Annotated in this window: 17 protein-coding genes and 1 riboswitch; of the genes, 6 read left to right on the forward strand and 11 right to left on the reverse strand. The window is 53.1% G+C overall.

Features of this window, described 5'->3' with window-relative positions; translation table 11 throughout:
• Nucleotides 1-65 precede the first annotated feature (65 nt).
• A complete protein-coding gene (locus CKQ54_RS00355; RefSeq protein WP_112286706.1) occupies nucleotides 66-803 on the reverse strand; it encodes a 1-acylglycerol-3-phosphate O-acyltransferase in 738 nt (245 codons plus the stop codon).
• Between the two features lie 218 nt (nucleotides 804-1,021).
• Nucleotides 1,022-3,295, reverse strand: a complete 2,274-nt coding sequence (gene parC / locus CKQ54_RS00360) for a DNA topoisomerase IV subunit A (RefSeq protein ID WP_112286707.1) — start codon at nucleotides 3,293-3,295, stop codon at nucleotides 1,022-1,024.
• Between the two features lie 325 nt (nucleotides 3,296-3,620).
• Here parC and CKQ54_RS00365 point away from each other — a divergent pair, with 325 nt between their 5' ends.
• Together CKQ54_RS00365 and CKQ54_RS00370 are read left to right on the forward strand one after the other, a co-directional pair.
• Nucleotides 3,621-4,208 (forward strand): NAD(P)H-dependent oxidoreductase, encoded by a 588-nt coding sequence (locus CKQ54_RS00365; RefSeq protein WP_112286708.1) that lies wholly within the window; start codon nucleotides 3,621-3,623, stop codon nucleotides 4,206-4,208.
• 30 nt (nucleotides 4,209-4,238) lie between these two features.
• The gene (locus tag CKQ54_RS00370) at nucleotides 4,239-4,544 is read left to right on the forward strand and encodes a putative quinol monooxygenase (protein WP_113877380.1); all 306 of its coding nucleotides are present in this window, start codon (nucleotides 4,239-4,241) and stop codon (nucleotides 4,542-4,544) included.
• Nucleotides 4,545-4,631: 87 nt separating this feature from the next.
• Here the strand turns inward: CKQ54_RS00370 and parE are convergent, their stop codons facing one another.
• From parE to nudF, 5 genes are all read right to left on the reverse strand, one after another.
• Nucleotides 4,632-6,527, reverse strand: a complete 1,896-nt coding sequence (gene parE / locus CKQ54_RS00375) for a DNA topoisomerase IV subunit B (protein WP_112286710.1) — start codon at nucleotides 6,525-6,527, stop codon at nucleotides 4,632-4,634.
• Nucleotides 6,528-6,642: 115 nt separating this feature from the next.
• Complete coding sequence (gene yqiA, locus CKQ54_RS00380) at nucleotides 6,643-7,224, reverse strand: esterase YqiA (RefSeq protein ID WP_120163264.1); 582 nt, start codon at nucleotides 7,222-7,224, stop codon at nucleotides 6,643-6,645.
• A complete protein-coding gene (cpdA, locus tag CKQ54_RS00385) occupies nucleotides 7,221-8,051 on the reverse strand; it encodes a 3',5'-cyclic-AMP phosphodiesterase (protein ID WP_120163265.1) in 831 nt (276 codons plus the stop codon). The genes yqiA and cpdA overlap by 4 nt, the downstream gene beginning before the upstream one ends.
• 27 nt (nucleotides 8,052-8,078) lie before the next feature.
• Nucleotides 8,079-8,504, reverse strand: a complete 426-nt coding sequence (locus tag CKQ54_RS00390; RefSeq protein WP_095923552.1) for a DUF1249 family protein — start codon at nucleotides 8,502-8,504, stop codon at nucleotides 8,079-8,081.
• Nucleotides 8,504-9,136: an ADP-ribose diphosphatase gene (nudF, locus tag CKQ54_RS00395; protein ID WP_112286713.1), complete on the reverse strand. Its 633-nt coding sequence runs from the start codon at nucleotides 9,134-9,136 to the stop codon at nucleotides 8,504-8,506. The genes CKQ54_RS00390 and nudF overlap by 1 nt, the downstream gene beginning before the upstream one ends.
• Nucleotides 9,137-9,360: 224 nt before the next feature.
• Between nudF and tolC the strand changes: the two genes are divergently transcribed.
• From tolC to CKQ54_RS00410, 3 genes are all read left to right on the forward strand, one after another.
• The gene (tolC, locus tag CKQ54_RS00400; protein WP_276320306.1) at nucleotides 9,361-10,860 is read left to right on the forward strand and encodes an outer membrane channel protein TolC; all 1,500 of its coding nucleotides are present in this window, start codon (nucleotides 9,361-9,363) and stop codon (nucleotides 10,858-10,860) included.
• A gap of 185 nt (nucleotides 10,861-11,045) precedes the next feature.
• Nucleotides 11,046-11,717 carry a DUF1190 family protein gene (locus CKQ54_RS00405; RefSeq protein ID WP_120163266.1) on the forward strand — a complete coding sequence of 224 codons (672 nt, stop codon included), beginning with the start codon at nucleotides 11,046-11,048 and terminating at the stop codon, nucleotides 11,715-11,717.
• A 9-nt stretch (nucleotides 11,718-11,726) separates the two neighbouring features.
• On the forward strand, nucleotides 11,727-12,887 hold the full coding sequence (locus CKQ54_RS00410) for a glutathionylspermidine synthase family protein (RefSeq protein ID WP_112286716.1): 1,161 nt from the start codon (nucleotides 11,727-11,729) through the stop codon (nucleotides 12,885-12,887).
• A 53-nt stretch (nucleotides 12,888-12,940) separates the two neighbouring features.
• On the opposite strand, the gene ygiD is transcribed toward CKQ54_RS00410, so the two are convergent.
• Both ygiD and ribB read right to left on the reverse strand, forming a co-directional pair.
• Entirely contained in the window at nucleotides 12,941-13,729 is a 789-nt protein-coding gene (ygiD, locus tag CKQ54_RS00415) for a 4,5-DOPA-extradiol-dioxygenase (protein ID WP_120163267.1), read from the reverse strand.
• 238 nt (nucleotides 13,730-13,967) lie between these two features.
• Complete coding sequence (ribB, locus tag CKQ54_RS00425) at nucleotides 13,968-14,621, reverse strand: 3,4-dihydroxy-2-butanone-4-phosphate synthase (protein WP_113877376.1); 654 nt, start codon at nucleotides 14,619-14,621, stop codon at nucleotides 13,968-13,970.
• A gap of 134 nt (nucleotides 14,622-14,755) precedes the next feature.
• A riboswitch (FMN riboswitch) is annotated at nucleotides 14,756-14,931 on the reverse strand.
• 132 nt (nucleotides 14,932-15,063) lie between these two features.
• On the opposite strand from ribB, the gene ubiK reads away from it, so the two are divergent.
• Nucleotides 15,064-15,336: a ubiquinone biosynthesis accessory factor UbiK gene (ubiK, locus tag CKQ54_RS00430; RefSeq protein ID WP_101078416.1), complete on the forward strand. Its 273-nt coding sequence runs from the start codon at nucleotides 15,064-15,066 to the stop codon at nucleotides 15,334-15,336.
• 80 nt (nucleotides 15,337-15,416) lie between these two features.
• Here ubiK and yjeH read toward each other — a convergent pair whose 3' ends face one another.
• Both yjeH and hldE read right to left on the reverse strand, forming a co-directional pair.
• Nucleotides 15,417-16,667 carry an L-methionine/branched-chain amino acid transporter gene (yjeH, locus tag CKQ54_RS00435; protein ID WP_120163268.1) on the reverse strand — a complete coding sequence of 417 codons (1,251 nt, stop codon included), beginning with the start codon at nucleotides 16,665-16,667 and terminating at the stop codon, nucleotides 15,417-15,419.
• Between the two features lie 113 nt (nucleotides 16,668-16,780).
• Nucleotides 16,781-18,208 (reverse strand): bifunctional D-glycero-beta-D-manno-heptose-7-phosphate kinase/D-glycero-beta-D-manno-heptose 1-phosphate adenylyltransferase HldE, encoded by a 1,428-nt coding sequence (hldE, locus tag CKQ54_RS00440; protein WP_112286721.1) that lies wholly within the window; start codon nucleotides 18,206-18,208, stop codon nucleotides 16,781-16,783.
• Nucleotides 18,209-18,220: the final 12 nt, after the last annotated feature.

The raw sequence follows: 18,220 nt of genomic DNA on the forward strand, positions 1-18,220 counted from the left end.
AAATCAGGAACTGTGTAGAATCCGCCGCCATCAATGGCAGCGGGAAAAATGGCATCAACTGAATTTTATTTTTTTGCGGCGGCTTCGCGCTGCGCCACTTCGGCATCCAGCTCAGCAATTTTGTCCGCCATGATCTGACGGCAATGCTCGGACAACTCACGCAGGCGCTCTTTGGTATAACCGCTGGTGTCGATTGGCGGCAGCATCTCAACAATCACCAGACCGTTTGACCAGCGATTTAACTTCACCTTGTTACTGGTGTTCGATACGCAGATCGGCACAATCGGCACGCCGGCAGCAATGGCAGCATGGAAAGCGCCGGTTTTAAATGGCATCAGGCCACGGCCACGGCTGCGGGTCCCTTCCGGGAACATCCAGATCGACAGATTCTTTTTCTTAATCTGGGTCACGACCTGAGAAATGGTACCGTGCGCTTTGGCGCGATTATCTCGGTCAATCAGCAGGTTGCCCGTCAGCCAGTAAAGCTGACCAAAGAACGGGATCCAGGCCAGGCTTTTCTTGCCGACGGTCACCGTTCCTGGCATGACGACGGACGAAGCCGTCACCATGTCATAATTGTTCTGATGGTTGGCAATATAAATACAGTTGCCGTTATTCACTGCTTCTGCAGGAATACGTTGTTCAACACGAAGGCCAAATACCGGTGCCAGACGACCAAACAGCTTACCGAAAGTCGACACATGTTTCGGGTTACGCGGACTGAAAAGACAATAAATACAACCAAAAACAGAGACCAGAATCGAGTAAACCACCACGATAATCAGACGCAAAATAAATAACATAACATCCTCTTAAAACTACAGCCGAAGCCAGTAAGAAACCTGTGCAGTTTCGCTCCCTGTGAGGTGAACTATTCTCAAGCCTCATTCAGCAGGGCACAACGGTTTTATTGATACAAATGTAAAATCTTTGCACTGCACAACAGTCTCAGGCCGCTGCAAACCTCTCAAACGAGTTCAGGGCACAAATGTGCCCTGTCTGTTAAGAAGTTACAGCCATTTTATTCTTCGCTGTCACCACCACCGGTGCGCACAGGCGCATCGACTTCAACCCGATCGATACGTTGCAGCCCGCGTGGCAGCAGGGTTCCCTTGCGGCCACGTTCAGCACGGAATTTCTGCAAATCTTCCGGACGCAGAACCAGCTTACGTTTACCCACGTGCAGGGTAACTGATGTTTGCGGTGGCAACACCAGCAGCCATTGTAGTTTATCTTCACCACTTGCTGCTTGCGCAGAAGGGATTGAAACAATTTTGTTACCTTTGCCTTTCGACAACTGAGGCAAATCAGCCACCGGGAACATCAGCATCCGGCCCGCGGCAGTGATCGACAGCAACATATCATCAGCGCCATGCAACTCCATTGGCGGGAACGCTTTCGCATTTTCCGGCAAGGTGATCATCGCTTTACCGGCACGGTTGCGCGCCACTAAATCATTGAAGGTACAGACGAAACCGTAACCGGCATCGGAAGCCATCAGTAACTTCTGATCGTCGGCAGCCATCAGCACGTGTTCAATGGTCGCGCCCGGCGGCGGCGTCAGTTTACCGGTCAGTGGTTCACCCTGGCCGCGCGCCGATGGCAACGTGGTCGGATCCAGCGCGTAACTGCGCCCGGTGGAATCCATAAACACCACCGGCTGATTGCTCTTGCCTTTCGCTGCAGCACGGAAACTGTCGCCGGCTTTGTAGCTCAGGCCGGAAGCATCAATGTCATGACCTTTAGCACTGCGCACCCAGCCAGATTCGGACAACACAATCGTGACCGGCTCAGACGGAATGAAATCGTGCTCGCTCATCGCTTTAGCTTCTTCGCGTTCAGTGATCGGCGAACGACGCTCGTCACCAAAGGCTTCAGCATCAGCCTGAATTTCTTTGCGGATCAGTGTGCTGAGTTTGCGTTCAGAGGCCAGCAGCGCCTGCAGCTGATCGCGCTCTTTCGCCAGTTCATCCTGCTCACCGCGGATCTTGGTTTCTTCGAGTTTCGCCAAATGACGTAATTTCAACTCGAGAATCGCTTCTGCCTGAGTATCAGACAGCTCAAAACGCTGCATCAGCACCGGTTTTGGCTCGTCTTCGCTACGGATGATGTGAATAACTTCATCAATATTCAGGAACGCCGTCAGCAAACCCTCGAGGATATGCAGACGTTTCAGCACTTTATCGAGGCGGTAATTCAGACGACGGCGTACGGTATCGCGACGATAAACCAGCCATTCGGTCAGAATTTCCAGCAACCCTTTCACCTGAGGACGGTGATCAAGGCCGATCATATTCATGTTGATGCGGTAGCTGCGTTCCAGATCCGTGGTCGCGAACAGGTGATTCATCACCTGATCAAGGTCGATACGGTTAGAACGCGGAACCACCACCAGACGCGTCGGGTTCTCGTGATCGGATTCGTCACGCAGATCTTCGACCATCGGCAGCTTTTTGGCACGCATCTGGTTGGCAATTTGTTCCAGCACTTTCGCACCGGACACCTGATGCGGTAACGCGGTGATCACCGCGCTGCCATCTTCTTTGTGCCAGACCGCACGCATACGCACCGAGCCTTTGCCCGATTCGTACATTTTGCGGATTTCATTGCGTGGCGTAATGATTTCGGCTTCGGTCGGGAAATCTGGCCCCTGAACGAATTCCAGCAAATCTTCCAGCGAGCTGTTCGGTTTTTCCAGCAACGCGACCGCAGCGGCAGCCACTTCACGGATGTTATGCGGCGGAATATCCGTCGCCATCCCGACCGCAATGCCGGTGGTGCCATTGAGCAGAATATTCGGCAGACGCGCAGGCAGCATTTTCGGCTCCTGCATGGTGCCGTCAAAGTTCGGTACGTAATCAACCGTCCCCTGCCCTAATTCACGTAACAGAACGTCGGCATATTTCGACAGACGCGATTCGGTATAACGCATCGCAGCGAAGGATTTCGGATCATCCGGCGCCCCCCAGTTCCCTTGCCCGTCAACCAGCGGATAACGGTAAGAGAAAGGCTGCGCCATCAGCACCATCGCTTCGTAACAGGCGCTGTCGCCATGCGGATGGTATTTACCCAGCACGTCACCGACGGTACGCGCGGATTTTTTGAATTTGGCGTTATTACTCAGGCCCAGCTCGGACATCGCATAAATAATACGGCGCTGTACCGGTTTGAGCCCGTCACCGATAAACGGCAGCGCGCGGTCCATGATGACGTACATGGAATAGTTGAGATAGGCGTTCTCAGTAAACGTGTGCAGGGCTAAACGCTCTGTTCCGTCATGAGTCATTTCGCTCATTGATGTTTAATCCTCAGACCCGTGGCGTTATCGTTTTGGAAATTAAGGAAGCTTGCACCCGCTGGCGCATAGTAAGGCGGCTTACACGAGGCAATGATGTTCGCGATAGTACATCATCTGCCGTATGGCTGTCACAGTTGCTGTGTTTATGCCTTCTTTTTAAACAGTTATTCCGCAATAAAATGGCTAAATTGCCGTGCTGTTTCTTCCATTATTGCATCTGAGTCAATAGTCTTGTGCGCAATATCACATTTTTCTGCGGGGCAGAGTTAAGTACACTACGTGATAACAGCCTGACCACCAGAATTCTATTTAAGGGAACTCCATGAGCAATATCCTGATTATCAATGCCGGCAAAACATTTGCCCATTCCAAAGGCGCACTGAACAACAGCCTGACTGAAGTCGCAACCAGCTTCCTGCGCGACAAAGGCCACGACGTGCGTGTGACCGTGCTGGAAGACGGTTATGACGTGCAAACCGAAATCGAAAGCTATCTGTGGGCAGATGCCATTATTTATCAGCAGCCGGGCTGGTGGATGGGGATGCCATGGACGCTGAAAAAATACATCGATGAAGTGTTCACTGAAGGCCACGGCAAACTGTACGCCAGCGATGGCCGTACCCGTTCTGATGAATCGAAAAAATACGGGTCCGGTGGCCTGCTGCATGGCAAATGCTACATGCTGTCCGTGACCTGGAACGCGCCTCTGGAAGCATTCGAAGATAAAGAACAGTTCTTCCACGGCGTCGGCGTTGACGGCGTTTATCTGGCACAACACAAGGCCAACCAGTTTATCGGCCTCGATACGCTGCCAACCTTTATGTGTAACGACGTGATTAAACAGCCTGATGTGGAAGGTGATTTTGCGCGCTACCGTGCTCACCTTGAAAATGTATTCGGTCAGGCTTAAGGTTTAAGGTCACCCGGGAAAGAGGTTTTTATGATCACTGTTATTGCTGAAATCAAAGTAAAACCAGGCCGCCGCGATTCGGTTTTGGAAAAAATCACCGCCCTGCTGCCGGACGTTCTGGCTGAAAAAGGCTGCCACCGTTACGAGCCTTACGTTGATTTCAACGGTCAGATCCCGTGGCGTAAAACCGTACCTGATTCCATCTTTATGCTGGAAGACTGGGAAAGCCTGGCGCATCTTGAAGCGCATCAGCAGGCTGAACATATGGACAAGCACCGCGAAAACATCAAAGCCGACGTGCTGGATGTGGTGATCCATATTATTGAGAAAGCGTAGTCGTAAGACCTGCGCAGTTCAGAAAACAAAAATGCCGGAGCTGTGAAGCGTCCGGCATTTTTTATGGGTGCAGCGAAATGAAAAGGATCAGACGTCCAGTTCGGCAGTGTCGCCTTTTTCCTGCAACCAGTTACGGCGATCTTCTGAACGCTTCTTGGCCAGCAACATATCCATCATGCGCAGCGTCTGATCGATATCCTCTTCATCGATTGTCAGTTGCACCAGACGACGGGTATTCGGATCCAGCGTGGTTTCGCGCAGTTGGAGCGGGTTCATTTCACCCAGACCTTTAAAGCGCTGTACGTTCGGTTTGCCTTTCTTGCGTTTCAGCTGATCCAGCACGCCTTCTTTTTCCTGCTCATCCAGCGCGTAGAACACTTCTTTGCCCAGATCGATACGGTATAAAGGCGGCATCGCCACATACACATGACCACCACGCACCAGGGACCGGAAGTGACGGACAAACAATGCGCACAGCAGCGTGGCGATATGTAAGCCGTCGGAGTCCGCATCCGCAAGGATACAGATCTTGCCGTAACGCAGCTGGGTCAGATCTTCGCTGTCCGGATCGATACCGATCGCCACGGAAATGTCGTGCACTTCCTGCGAAGCCAGCACTTCATCGGAAGAGACTTCCCACGTGTTTAAGATCTTACCTTTGAGCGGCATGATCGCCTGATATTCACGATCACGTGCCTGTTTGGCAGAACCGCCTGCGGAATCCCCTTCCACCAGGAACAGTTCGGTCATGTTCAGATCCTGCGACGTACAGTCCGCCAGTTTGCCCGGCAGCGCAGGGCCGCTGGTCAGTTTCTTACGCACGACTTTTTTCGCTGCGCGCAGACGACGCTGAGCGCTGGAAATGCACAGTTCAGCCAGCTGTTCTGCCGCCTGAACGTTCTGGTTCAGCCACAGACTGAACGCATCTTTCACCACGCCGGAAACAAACGCTGCACACTGGCGCGAAGACAGACGTTCTTTGGTCTGACCGGCGAATTGCGGATCCTGCATTTTTACTGACAGCACATAGGCGCAGCGTTCCCAGATATCTTCCGCAGACAGCTTCACGCCGCGCGGCAGGATATTGCGGAACTCGCAGAACTCACGCATGGCGTCGAGCAGCCCCTGACGCAGACCGTTGACGTGCGTACCGCCCTGCATGGTCGGGATCAGGTTGACATAGCTTTCAGTCAGCAGTTCGCCGCCTTCCGGCAGCCACAACAGCGCCCAGTCTACAGCTTCAGTATCACCGGCAAAATTACCGACAAAGGCTTTTTCAGGCAAAGTGATCAGGCCATTGACGGCTTCCATCAGGTAGTCAGTCAGACCGTCTTCATAACACCAGCGTTGCTCGGTGTTATTCACTTTGTCTTTGAACAGAATTTCTACGCCAGGACACAGTACGGCTTTGGCTTTCAGCAAATGGCTGAGGCGGCTGACCGAAAAACGCGGGCTGTCGAAGAAGCTGCCATCTGGCCAGAAATGTACGCTGGTTCCGGTATTGCGTTTACCGCAGGTGCCGGTCACGTGCAAATCCTGCACTTTATCGCCGTTCTCAAACGCCATTTCATACACTTCGCCGCCGCGTTTTACCGCCACTTCGACGCGTTTAGACAAGGCGTTGACCACCGAGATCCCTACGCCGTGCAGGCCGCCGGAGAACTGGTAGTTTTTATTCGAGAATTTACCGCCTGCGTGCAGACGGCAGAAAATCAGTTCAACTGCCGGGACGCCTTCTTCTGCGTGGATATCCACGGGCATACCACGTCCATCATCAATGACTTCAAGAGACTGGTCTTCGTGAAGGATCACTTCGATGCGTTTCGCGTGGCCGGCTAATGCCTCATCCACGCTGTTATCAATAACTTCCTGGCCGAGATGGTTTGGCCGGGTGGTATCGGTATACATGCCCGGACGGCGGCGCACCGGTTCGAGTCCGCTGAGGACCTCTATGGAATCCGCGTTATAAGTTGATTGGCTCATCGTTGATTATTCGTGGCTCATAGGTTTGTGGGCTAACGATACAGTATTTGGGCGGGTAGCAGCACTGGCAGCAAGCAGACGCGATTAATCCGGGGATAAAATCACCCTGACGATGTTAGTCTGCGGCCAGCTCAAGGAAATCTACAATCGGCGAAAAATAACGCTCAAAGCCGACAAATGCATGATTTCCTCCGGGTTCGACCGTCTGGCGACAGGTGGTGTAATACGCCACAGCCTGACGGTAATCGAGAATTTCATCGCCCGTTTGCTGCAGCAACCAGAGTAAATCCGGTGACTCCAGCGGTTCGACCTGCATCACTTTCAGATCGTAAACGTGGCGTGACTCTAACACATATTGTTGTCCGGTGTAGGGGTTCTCGTTTTGCCCGAGGAAGTCGATCAGCAGCTCATACGGCTTCACCGCAGGGTTCACCACCACCGCAGGCACGGCAAAACATTGCGACAACCAGGTCGCGTAATACCCGCCGAGTGACGAGCCGACAATCCCCAGCTTTTTACCCGCATTGCTGATCACCAGACTCTCAAGTTGTTCAGCCGCATCGGCCGGATAAGGCGGTAACTGCGGGACAACCATATCAATATGGGGATGATTGACCGCCAGCCAGTTTTTCAACGCCGTCGCTTTCGCCGAGTTGGGAGAACTGTTGAATCCGTGCAGGTAAAGTAAGGTGTTCATTCGTAGCCGTCCGAATCCGTGTCAGGATGAAACTCGCTGGTTTCCAGACGGAAGACTTCAGTCTCCACGCGGCCATCCGGATACAAATCGAGATAGCGCCAGCCCGGCGCAACAGTATCAATCGTGAAATTCGTGCAATGCGGTTTGAACTGTACGCAGGTTGACGGCGTCGCGTAAAGACGACGGCCATACCAGTCGAGATCCAGTTCCTGATGAATATGTCCGCACAAAAGCGTATTCACTTTCGGGTAATTCACCAGCGTGTTCGCCAGCATATGCGCATTGCGCAGGCTGTGCTGATCCAGCCACGTACAGCCGGAAGGCAGCGGATGATGATGGAGCATCAGCAATGTAAAACGATCCGGATAAGCATCCAGGCAGCGCACCAGCCATTCCAGCTGATATTCGCTCAGCTCGCCGTGAGGCACGCCGAAGACCTGTGTATCAAGCAGGACAATTTGCCAATGTTCACCGAGGAGAACATGCTTGGAAGGGCTAATACCCGCATCCTGCAAGGCATTGACCATCGCCGGCTGGAAATCATGGTTGCCGGGCAGCCAGACGCAAGGCGCCGTCAGTTCACAGATGCCGCGCGCAAACTGATGGTAGGCTTCCACGGACTGATCCTGCGCCAGGTCACCGGTTGCCGCGATAATATCGACTTCGCGCTGCTGGGCTTTGATTGCGTCCAGCACTGCCCGATAGCTGTTAAACGTATTCACGCCTAACAACGTTTCATCTTCACCGGCAAAGAGATGGGTATCAGTAATTTGTAGAATCCTGACTTTGGCCCCATTCACCAAAGGCAGTGTAAACAGGCTTTCCAAATCGTTTCCTTTGTTGTTGAAGTCTGTCTAACAAACCGGAATTGCCATCGCTCCATGCGCAAGGCAATAACGCAGCCAGTCCGCAAGGAACTGGTTAATTTGATGCTTTTCATCACGCTGATGCAACTTTTTATTCGGGTAATCATAGCGTGCTTTGAAACGAAAGATCTGCTGACTTGCACACACTTCAGCCACCATCGCATCGTGATACAGGCGAACGGTGAGCGAAGGCAGACTCCAGTAACTGACAGCCGGCGCCGTCTGTTTGATTTCCACCAGCGAGGTATAACGCGTTGATTCGAGGATCGTCAGGCAATACGTCGCGCTACTCACCTGATATGTCACGGTTTCACCAGGCTCATCGGTGCGTGGCATTAAACGGCGCAATTGTGCGAAATTGGTTTCGCACAATCTCATCATTTCAGGGAAATCAGGGGTATAGCGCTTAATCATTAGTTGGCCCACTCTTTTCTCAGGGATTCATGGTGCAGCTGCAGCCATTGCAGGGCAATCACTGACGCCGCATTGTCTATCGCTCCTTCTTCCACCCAGCGGTAAGCCTGTTCCCGGCTGACTACATGTACCCGGATGTCTTCATTCTCTGCTTCCAGACCGTGAATTCCTTCTGCCGTCGTGGCATCGACTTCGCCGACCATAATGGAAAGACGCTCGCTGGTTCCGCCCGGACTTGCCAGGTAATTCAGAGCCGGTTTGCAGCGCTTCACCACAATGTTCGCTTCCTCGAGTGCTTCGCGGCGGGCGACATCTTCGACTGTCTCGCCCTCTTCAATGATACCGGCGACCATCTCCAGGAGCCAAGGGGTATCACTTGAATCCAGTGCGGGGATACGGATCTGCTCAATCAGCACCACTTCATCCCGTTGCGGATCATAAGGTAATAGCACGGCGGCATGTCCGCGCTCGAAAACTTCGCGCACAACTTCCCCGCTCATTTCCCCATTAAACAGCCGATGGCGAAACCGATATGCAATAATAGAAAAAAAACCTTTATATCGCGTCTCACGTGCAATAATTTCTACATCATCTTTACCGAAAGTAACCGGTGACCGTTTAAATGAAGACATTGAATGTTTCCTTAATGCCTCTTAAAGGTAATTTATCGCCCTTTGAGGTCAATTTGATGAAAATGCGTTAATAATAATCAAGGTTGTTTGTGATAGATTTAGGCTCATTCAGTCGGGAAGGCACGTTAAGCCAACCGCCCCGCTAGCCTGACTCTGCTAGAATCCGCGTCTATTGGTAATTTGACTGCGCCACCATACATAACAACATTGCTGCACAACAAGGAATGCAAATGAAGAAACTGCTCCCCCTTCTCATCGGACTCAGCCTGGGCGGCTTCAGTACGATAAGCCAGGCCGAAAACCTGATGCAGGTCTATCAGCAAGCCAGGACAAGTAACCCGGACCTGCGCAAATCTGCTGCTGACCGGGATGCTGCATTCGAAAAAATCAACGAAAGCCGCAGTCCTTTATTACCGCAACTCGGATTGGGTGCGGATTATGGATATACCAATGGCTACCGTGATGCCAATGGCGTTAACAGCGATGTTGGCAGCGCCAGCCTGCAATTAACGCAGACCATTTTTGATATGTCAAAATGGCGCGCCCTGACTTTGCAGGAAAAAACTGCCGGTATTCAGGATGTGTCATATCAGACTGATCAGCAATCATTGATCCTGAATTCCGCAACGGCTTATTTCAACGTTTTGAGTGCGATCGATTCACTCTCTTATACCGAAGCGCAGAAACAGGCAATTTACCGCCAGCTGGATCAAACCACTCAGCGTTTTAACGTGGGTCTGGTTGCCATCACCGACGTGCAGAACGCCCGTTCACAATACGACACCGTGTTGGCGAACGAAGTGACTGCCCGTAATAACCTGGATAACGCACTGGAATCCCTGCGTCAGGTGACCGGTATGTATTATCCGCAACTGTCTTCCCTGAATGTTGACAACTTCAACACCACGCGTCCGCAACCGGTCGCGACGCTGTTGAAAGAAGCAGAAAGCCGCAACCTGAGCTTGCTGTCTGCGCGTCTGTCACAGGATCTGGCACGTGAGCAAATCCGTTATGCGGAAACCGGTCACATGCCAACGGTGGATCTGACTGCCTCTACCGGCATCAGCAATACCAAGTACCACGGCGACAAAACCGGGGGTTCTTCAAGCTACCAGGATGCCGATGCGGGCCAGAACAAAATTGGTCTGAGCTTCTCCCTGCCACTGTACAGCGGCGGTTCTGTGACCTCTCAGGTCAAACAAGCTCAGTACAACTTCGTTGGCGCCAGCGAACAACTGGAAAGCGCGCACCGCAGCGTTGTTCAGACCGTTCGTTCTTCCTTCAACAACATCTCTGCCTCAATCAGCAGCATCAACGCGTATAAACAAGCCGTTGTTTCTGCTCAGAGTTCTTTAGATGCGATGGAAGCCGGTTATCAGGTGGGTACACGTACCATCGTTGATGTGCTGGATGCGACCACCACGTTGTATAACGCCAAACAACAGCTTTCCAGCGCACGTTACACGTACCTGATCAACCAGCTGAACATCAAGTCCGCGCTGGGTACACTGAACGAAAGCGACCTGCTGGCACTGAACGGTGCTCTGGGTAAACCGGTTCCGACAGCGCCTGATCAGGTTGCGCCGGAAACGCCAGACCAGGATGCAGCGGCAGACGGTTACGGTAACAAAACTGCAGCAGCACCTGCACCACGCGCTCAACAAGCCAGTGCAACGACCTCTGCTAACACCACCAGGAAAAGCGGCAATCCTTTCCAGAACTGATCCTGAAAAGCCCTCCGCATTTCCCCTAAGGCAGCCTGAAAAGGCTGCTTTTTTTTGCCTGTATCACGCCGCTCTGTAAAGTCTCGTAACAATTGCCTGTCGCTGCTTTAACATTAACCAACTTTCCCCTATTCTTAGGCCCTACTGGGAAAGGGCGAAAAAGCCCTACACATGGGATAAGAACGATGAAACGGACACAACAAGTCAACTTAGCTACCTTCCGTAAATCATGGCGTAGCTCTCGAATCACTCCTGTCGCTCTGGCAGTCAGTGCGGTCTTTATGCTGGCCGGCTGCGAGAAAACCGACGAAACAGTTTCTCTGTATCAGAATGCGGACGACTGCTCGAAAGCCAATCCGTCCGGCAGCGCACAATGTGTCGCCGCTTATGATGCTGCTAAACAGGAAGCCGCTAAAACCGCGCCAAAATATGCCAGCCGTGAAGACTGTATCGCTGAATTTGGCGAAGGCCAGTGTACTCAGGCTCCGGCTCAGGCGGGCGTGGCCACGGCTGAAAACCAGAGCAGCGGCGGCAGCATGTGGATGCCCCTGATGGCAGGCTACATGATGGGACGCATGATGGGCGGCGGCGGCTACGCGCAACAGCCGCTGTTCAGCTCAAAAAATCCGGCCAGCCCGGCGAACGGCAAATTCGTCGATGCAACCGGTAAAAACTACGGCCCTGCCACTGCTGGCGGACGTACCATGAACGTACCGAAAACGGCGATGGCACCAAAACCTGCCGTCACCAACACCATCACCCGTGGCGGTTTCGGCGACAGCGTAGCCAAACAAACCTCGATGCAGCGCAGCTCTTCCGCCGCGACCCGCAACCCTGGCCGCAGTATGGGTGGCTAAGAGAATCAGATGAAACGTTTAGCCATTAACGAGCGTCCGGACTGGCGCGAAAAAGCCACGGAGTTTGGCTTCAATTTTCACACCATGTATGGCGAGCCGTACTGGTGTGAAGATGCGTATTACCAGTTCACACTGGCGCAGATTGAAGAGATCGAAGACGCCACCGCTGACATCCACCAGATGTGCCTGAAAGTGGTTGAGCGCGTGGTGAACGACGACAAACTGATGGCGAAATTCCAGATCCCAAAGCACGTCTGGGACTTTGTCCGCAGTTCATGGCGCACGCAACAACCTTCGCTGTATTCGCGTCTGGATCTGGCCTACGACGGTGTCAATCCGCCTAAGCTGTTGGAAAATAACGCCGACACGCCGACATCTTTGTACGAAGCGGCCTTCTTCCAGTGGCTGTGGCTGGAAGATCAAATCGCGGCTGGCAACCTGACTCAGGATGCTGACCAGTACAACAGTTTGCAGGAAAAGCTGATCGAGCGTTTTGCTGAGCTGAAAAATCAGCACGGTTTTTCGCTGCTGCACATCGCCTGCTGCCAGGATACTGAAGAAGATCGCGGTACCGTGCAATATTTGCAGGACTGCGCGCTGGAAGCTGAACTGGCCAGTGAATTCCTGTTCATCGAGGAAATCGGTCTGGGCGAACGCGGACAATTCACTGACACTCAGGATCAGGTGATTTCTAACCTGTTCAAGCTGTATCCGTGGGAATTCATGTTCCGCGAAGTGTTTGCCACTAAACTGGAAGACGCGGGTGTCCGCTGGCTGGAACCGGCCTGGAAAGCGATTCTGTCGAATAAAGCCCTGCTTCCGTTGCTGTGGGAAATGTTCCCGGATCACCCGAATCTGTTACCGGCTTATTTCGCCGAAGACCCGCATCCGGAGCTGGATCACTACGTTGTGAAACCACTGTTTTCACGTGAAGGCGCTAACATCAAAGTGATCGAAAAAGGTCAGGAAGTGGCGAGCGTTGAAGGCCCGTATGGCGCTGAAGGCATGATTGTGCAGCAGTTCCATCCGTTGCCGGTGTTTGAAGGCAGTTACACGCTGATCGGCAGCTGGCTGGTCAACGATCAGCCTTGCGGGATCGGCATTCGTGAAGATAAAGCGCTGATCACGCAGGATCTGTCACGTTTTTATCCGCACACCATTGTCGGATAAAAAAACTAAAAAAAGGATAATGAGATCTTTCATTATCCTTTTTATTTACCGGATTACCCAACCTGAACGGAAAGCATAGAAAGCGATCCCATCACGATCCCGTCCGTTGGCTGTGTGATCGGCTCTGTACCATCCCACGCGCCTAAAACATATAACAATGGCAGATAGTGATCCGGAGACGGATTCGATAACGCGCCGCCCTCATGTTCCATAAACTTCACCAGAGGATGATCTTTCGCCTCGCCCTTCCAGCTCAGGTTATCTTTCACATATTTCTCAAACGCAATCGCCCACGGGTACGGCTCGCCGTTACCATCCCATTTCACCATCCGCAGGTTATGCACCACGTTTCCGCTGGCGACAATCATCACCCCTTCGTCACGCAGAACAGCCAGTTTCTTGCCTAACTCATAGTGATATTCCGGCGGTTGCGTTCCGTCGATACTCAGCTGGATAACCGGAATATCGGCATCCGGATACATCTTGATCAGCACGCCCCAGGTCCCGTGGTCAAAACCCCACTCGCTGGTGTCGGCCATCACATTCACCGGGCTGAGCAATTCCTGAACCCGTTTCGCCAGAGCCGGAGAACCCGGTGCCGGATAACGTTTATCAAACAACGCCTGCGGGAACCCACCAAAGTCATGAATAGTGCGCGGATTATCCATCGCCGTTACCGCCGTGCCGCGGGTAAACCAGTGAGCAGAAACAGCCAGAATCGCTTTCGGTCGTTGTAATGATTCGCCCAGCGCATGCCAGGCACGGGTATAAGTGTTGTCTTCCAGCACGTTCATCGGGCTGCCGTGGCCTAAGAAAAGTGCGGGCATACGTTGAGTTGTCATCATAAATTCCTTACCGCAAATAAAAGGTGAGCGGGCTGTTAAGCACCTCCGCATGATGTGATTACGGTACTCTTTTTGATTGCGGGTTACAGCCGGATAACCGTGAAGGAGATGTTCAATAAATTTGATGAGACAAATCAAAAGAAGATGATGAAAAATTGCGCTAAAGACAAATTGCAGGATTCAAAAGTAAAAGGCCGCATAAGCGGCCTTTTTGTTACGCACGATCAGCGTTCATTCAGCTTGCCTGACGGGTCTGCGCCTGACGATAAGCCACCAGATCGGCGATGGTCACGACCGGCATATTATGCTGACGGGCAAACACAATCACTTCAGGCGCGTGCGCCATGGTGCCATCGTCATTGGTCAGTTCACACAGCACGCCGAAAGGCTTCAGGCCTGCCAGTGTCGCCAGATCGATAGACGCTTCGGTGTGACCACCACGGGTCAGCACGCCACCGGCCTGTGCGCGCAGCGGGAAGATATGCCCCGGGCGGTTCAGGTCAGAAGGTTTCGCGCCGTCTTTGATTGCCGCACGGATAGTGGTGATGCGGTCAGCCGCAGAAACACCGGTAGTCACGCCTTCAACCGCTTCGATAGTCACGGTAAACGGCGTCTGGAACGGGCTGGAGTTGTTCTCAACCATCATGGGCAAATCCAGCTTTTTACGGCTGTCTTCATTCATGGTGAGGCACACAATTCCGCTGCCGTGACGAATGGTCAGCGCCATTTGCTCAACGGTCATGTTTTCAGCGGCAAAAATTAAATCGCCTTCGTTTTCACGATCTTCGTCATCCAGTACTAACACACCAACGCCGTTACGCATGGCGTCAAGAGCACGCTCAACACGTTCAGTTGATGTACCGAATTCGGAAAGTAGGGTCTGATTCATGGTAAAAATAACCTCATGTTCTGTATGTGGATTACCAGAATCAGGGCGTCTTGAGGAGGCTAGCTGAAGCAGCTGTATGGCGTGCTACAGTTATAAAAAATAACGCAGCGGGCAATACTGTGCCCGGCTTGAATCGTTACTCTCTCCCATCCGGACTTTAACCGTCGGCCCCGGAATCACACCGGATCTGCTGACCTCTAACCCCGAAGGATTGAGCGCTCGCGGGCTTCCACATGGAAGGGATTATGATCCTTCCGATATTCCGTGGTTTACCGCCGGTGGGGACTTTCACCCCGCCCTGAGAATAAGCAAAACAACTATAGCGCCAATAAATGTACAGGGCAATCCTGCGGATTGGCCAATTAGTGCCCCTGAAGGTTTATAGAAACGGCGTCAGCGATTACACTAAGGAAAAGCACCTCCTTCGAGAAAAGGAATAATCATGATTGACCCGAAAAAAATTGAACAAATTGCCCGCCAGGTTCACGAATCTATGCCTAAAGGGATCCGTGAGTTTGGTGAAGATGCCGAAAAGAAAATCCGCCAGGTATTACAGGCGCAGTTCAGCCGTATGGATTTAGTCAATCGCGAAGAGTTTGACGTGCAGACGCAAGTTTTACTGCGCACCCGCGAAAAGCTGGCCGTACTGGAACAACGTCTTGCGGCGCTGGAAAGCAAACAAGCTGAAGCGGAAAAACCGCAAGATCCGGCCTGATTTGCACGAGTTACGCGGATTGCTGAAGTAGTAACAGAAAAGGCCTGCTAAGCAGGCCTTTTTACTGTGTACGGTACGGCTTATTGTGTATTGAGTACCGTTTTTGCGCGGGGCAATAACAGCGAAAGCGCAGCAAATACCACCACGGCATACAATGCTTTCCAGCCGACCATCGCCAGTAATCCGCAGCACAACACGGCACCCAGCACCGCCATCCATTTTGAACGCCCTTTCAAAAGTCGCGTACCCGCCAGCATACAGAGCAGGTATATCAGGATGAAAATCCCGTTGGCATAAGTGATCAGCGCGCCCAATGGCAGATGCAGCCAGTAAATCAGCAGGGTAAACAGCATACAACTGCCGACCACCAGATTGAGCGCCGCGACCGGCACCTGCTGAGAAGAAAGCTGCGCCAGCTTACTTTGCGGCTTGAGCTGAGCCTGCGACCACACCAGCCGGGCAAAGCTTTGGGTATAAATATTCACGCTGGCAAAACATGCCAGATAGCCAATGATGCAGGCCACCCACAGCGCTTTTTGCCCGAACAGTTGCACGACGATGCCGGGCAGAGAAGCGCCCGCTTCCCGCCCTTCTCCCCAGGCATGGAATTTCAGCACAGCGACCGTACAACCCCAGTACACGGCGCCCGCCACCAGCATGCCAATCAGCAGCGCGCGCGGAAAATCCCGTTCCGGATTGCGAAATTCTGTCGCCAGATGGGCAAACGCTTCCAGCCCGACAAAGCACCAGAACATTACTGCCAGTGCATCGAACAGGTTTGCGGGTGAAACCTCACGTATCGCAGGCAACGGGATTTCAGGCAGGGAAATCCCCCCTTTCCACCAGATAGCAATCACCAGCGCGATGACCAGCAAAGCGATCAGCGTCTGGATGTTGGCGCTCGAACCTGCGCTGCGGGTACCGAGAAACCAGATAACCAGCAACGTACCGAGCTGAACCAGCAGAAGATTTTCACTGCTCCAGCCAAATGCCGCCTGCCAGAACCCGGCCGCGATATGCAGCGCGGCGGGTAAGCCGACCGGGATCACCGACAGGAATAACCAGCCGGTGACGCGCGCCATATGGGGACCGAAAGCTTTGCCGACAAAATGCGCCGCTCCGCCTGCGCTGGGGAAATGGCGTCCGAGTGCGGCAAAACCGATGGCAATAGGAAACACCAGCAGGATAAGCACCGGCCACGCCCACAGGCTGTCATTTTGCGCCAGTTGCGCCGCCAGCGCGGGCACCGCGAAAACACCCGTTCCCAGCAGCGACGTAGATAACAGCCCGACGCCCTGTGCCAGGCTTAACTCCTGTTTTAATCCGCTCACAACGTTAATCCGCCCACAGCAAAGTCACTTCCGTTTAGTGTTATTGACGACATCATCAAAAAGAAAAAGGGCTTATCAGATAAGCCCTTTCATGCAAATAAACGATGGGGAAATCAGTCCTGAGCTTTAATCTGATTGATGATTTTAGTGGTAGATAAACCATCTTCAAAATTCAGCACGCGCACTTCGCCGCCATTCGCCCAGACTTCCTGACAACCGGCGATTTGCTCAGGCTTATAGTCACCGCCTTTCACCAGCAGATCAGGCAAGATCCCGGCGATCAAACGCTGCGGCGTGTCTTCATCAAAAGAAACCACCCAGTCGACCGCACCCAGCGCGCCCAGCACGATCATGCGGTTTTGCAGCGCATTCACCGGACGGGTTTCGCCTTTCAGACGCTTAGTCGAGGCATCGCTGTTAACGGCAACAATCAGACGGTCGCCGAGTTTGCGGGCATTCGCCAGATAAGAAACATGTCCCGCGTGGAGGATGTCAAAGATGCCATTGGTCATTACAACTTTTTCGCCGCGCTGACGGGCCATTGCCACAGCCGCTTTCAGTTGCTCTTCATTCATCACGCCGAAGCCGACGTCTGAACGCCCGCCGATAGCATTTTCCAGCTCAACCGGAGAAACGGTAGACGTACCGAGTTTACCGACCACCACACCGGCGGCGGCGTTGGCCAGGAAGCAGGATTCTTCCAGCGTATTCCCGGCGGCAAGCGCCGCGGCCAGCGTACCGATCACCGTGTCACCGGCACCGGTCACGTCATACACTTCCTGCGCCTGCGTTGGCATATGGAAAGGCGCTTTGCCCGGCTGCAACAGCGTCATACCGTGCTCAGAACGGGTCACCAGCAACGCAGAAAGCTCGAAATCAGCAATCAGTTGCATACCGCGCGTGACGATTTCATCTTCGTTTTTGCAACGGCCGACAACGGCTTCGAATTCGGAAAGATTTGGCGTCAGCAATGTCGCACCGCGATAACGTTCGAAATCAGAGCCTTTAGGATCCACCAGCACCGGCACGCCGGCTTTTCTCGCCAGCTGGATCATTTTCTGCACTTCCGTCAGCGCGCCTTTGGCGTAGTCAGACAGCACCAGCGCGCCACTTTGCGGCAAGGCTTGTTCGATTTTGGTCAGCATCGGCTGGAGATCTACGCCTTCAAAACCTTCTTCAAAGTCGAGGCGGATCAGCTGCTGGTTACGGGACAATATACGCAATTTAGTGATAGTCGGATGCGAGGGCAACGCCACGAAATCGCAGTTTACTTTCACTTCCGCCAGACGTTCGCTCAGCGCACGTGCCGCGTCATCAACGCCGGTCAGGCCGATCAGACGCGAAGAAGCACCGAGAGACGAAATGTTCATCGCCACGTTTGCCGCGCCGCCGGGACGTTCCTCAATAGTATTCACCTTCACGACCGGTACCGGCGCTTCCGGAGAAATACGGTTGGTCGGGCCATACCAGTAGCGGTCTAACATTACGTCACCGACCACCAGCACGCCGGCACGGTGGAAATCAGGCAAAGTCACTTTCATCCCAAGACTCCA

Origin of the sequence: Rahnella variigena, assembly GCF_003610915.1 — a bacterium.
In the GTDB taxonomy this organism is placed as follows: Bacteria; Pseudomonadota; Gammaproteobacteria; order Enterobacterales; family Enterobacteriaceae; genus Rahnella; species Rahnella variigena.

Bases quoted from the DNA above. Each gene is read 5' to 3' on its own strand.
- tolC (WP_276320306.1), top strand. From the start codon at position 9,361: ATGCAAATGAAGAAACTGCTCCCCCTTCTCATCGGACTCAGCCTGGGC.
- CKQ54_RS00355 (WP_112286706.1), bottom strand. From the start codon at position 803: ATGTTATTTATTTTGCGTCTGATTATCGTGGTGGTTTACTCGATTCTG.
- CKQ54_RS00365 (WP_112286708.1), top strand. From the start codon at position 3,621: ATGAGCAATATCCTGATTATCAATGCCGGCAAAACATTTGCCCATTCC.
- ubiK (WP_101078416.1), top strand. From the start codon at position 15,064: ATGATTGACCCGAAAAAAATTGAACAAATTGCCCGCCAGGTTCACGAA.
- ribB (WP_113877376.1), bottom strand. From the start codon at position 14,621: ATGAATCAGACCCTACTTTCCGAATTCGGTACATCAACTGAACGTGTT.
- parC (WP_112286707.1), bottom strand. From the start codon at position 3,295: ATGAGCGAAATGACTCATGACGGAACAGAGCGTTTAGCCCTGCACACG.
- hldE (WP_112286721.1), bottom strand. From the start codon at position 18,208: ATGAAAGTGACTTTGCCTGATTTCCACCGTGCCGGCGTGCTGGTGGTC.
- nudF (WP_112286713.1), bottom strand. From the start codon at position 9,136: ATGTCTTCATTTAAACGGTCACCGGTTACTTTCGGTAAAGATGATGTA.
- CKQ54_RS00390 (WP_095923552.1), bottom strand. From the start codon at position 8,504: ATGATTAAGCGCTATACCCCTGATTTCCCTGAAATGATGAGATTGTGC.
- CKQ54_RS00370 (WP_113877380.1), top strand. From the start codon at position 4,239: ATGATCACTGTTATTGCTGAAATCAAAGTAAAACCAGGCCGCCGCGAT.
- CKQ54_RS00405 (WP_120163266.1), top strand. From the start codon at position 11,046: ATGAAACGGACACAACAAGTCAACTTAGCTACCTTCCGTAAATCATGG.
- parE (WP_112286710.1), bottom strand. From the start codon at position 6,527: ATGAGCCAATCAACTTATAACGCGGATTCCATAGAGGTCCTCAGCGGA.
- CKQ54_RS00410 (WP_112286716.1), top strand. From the start codon at position 11,727: ATGAAACGTTTAGCCATTAACGAGCGTCCGGACTGGCGCGAAAAAGCC.
- ygiD (WP_120163267.1), bottom strand. From the start codon at position 13,729: ATGACAACTCAACGTATGCCCGCACTTTTCTTAGGCCACGGCAGCCCG.
- yqiA (WP_120163264.1), bottom strand. From the start codon at position 7,224: ATGAACACCTTACTTTACCTGCACGGATTCAACAGTTCTCCCAACTCG.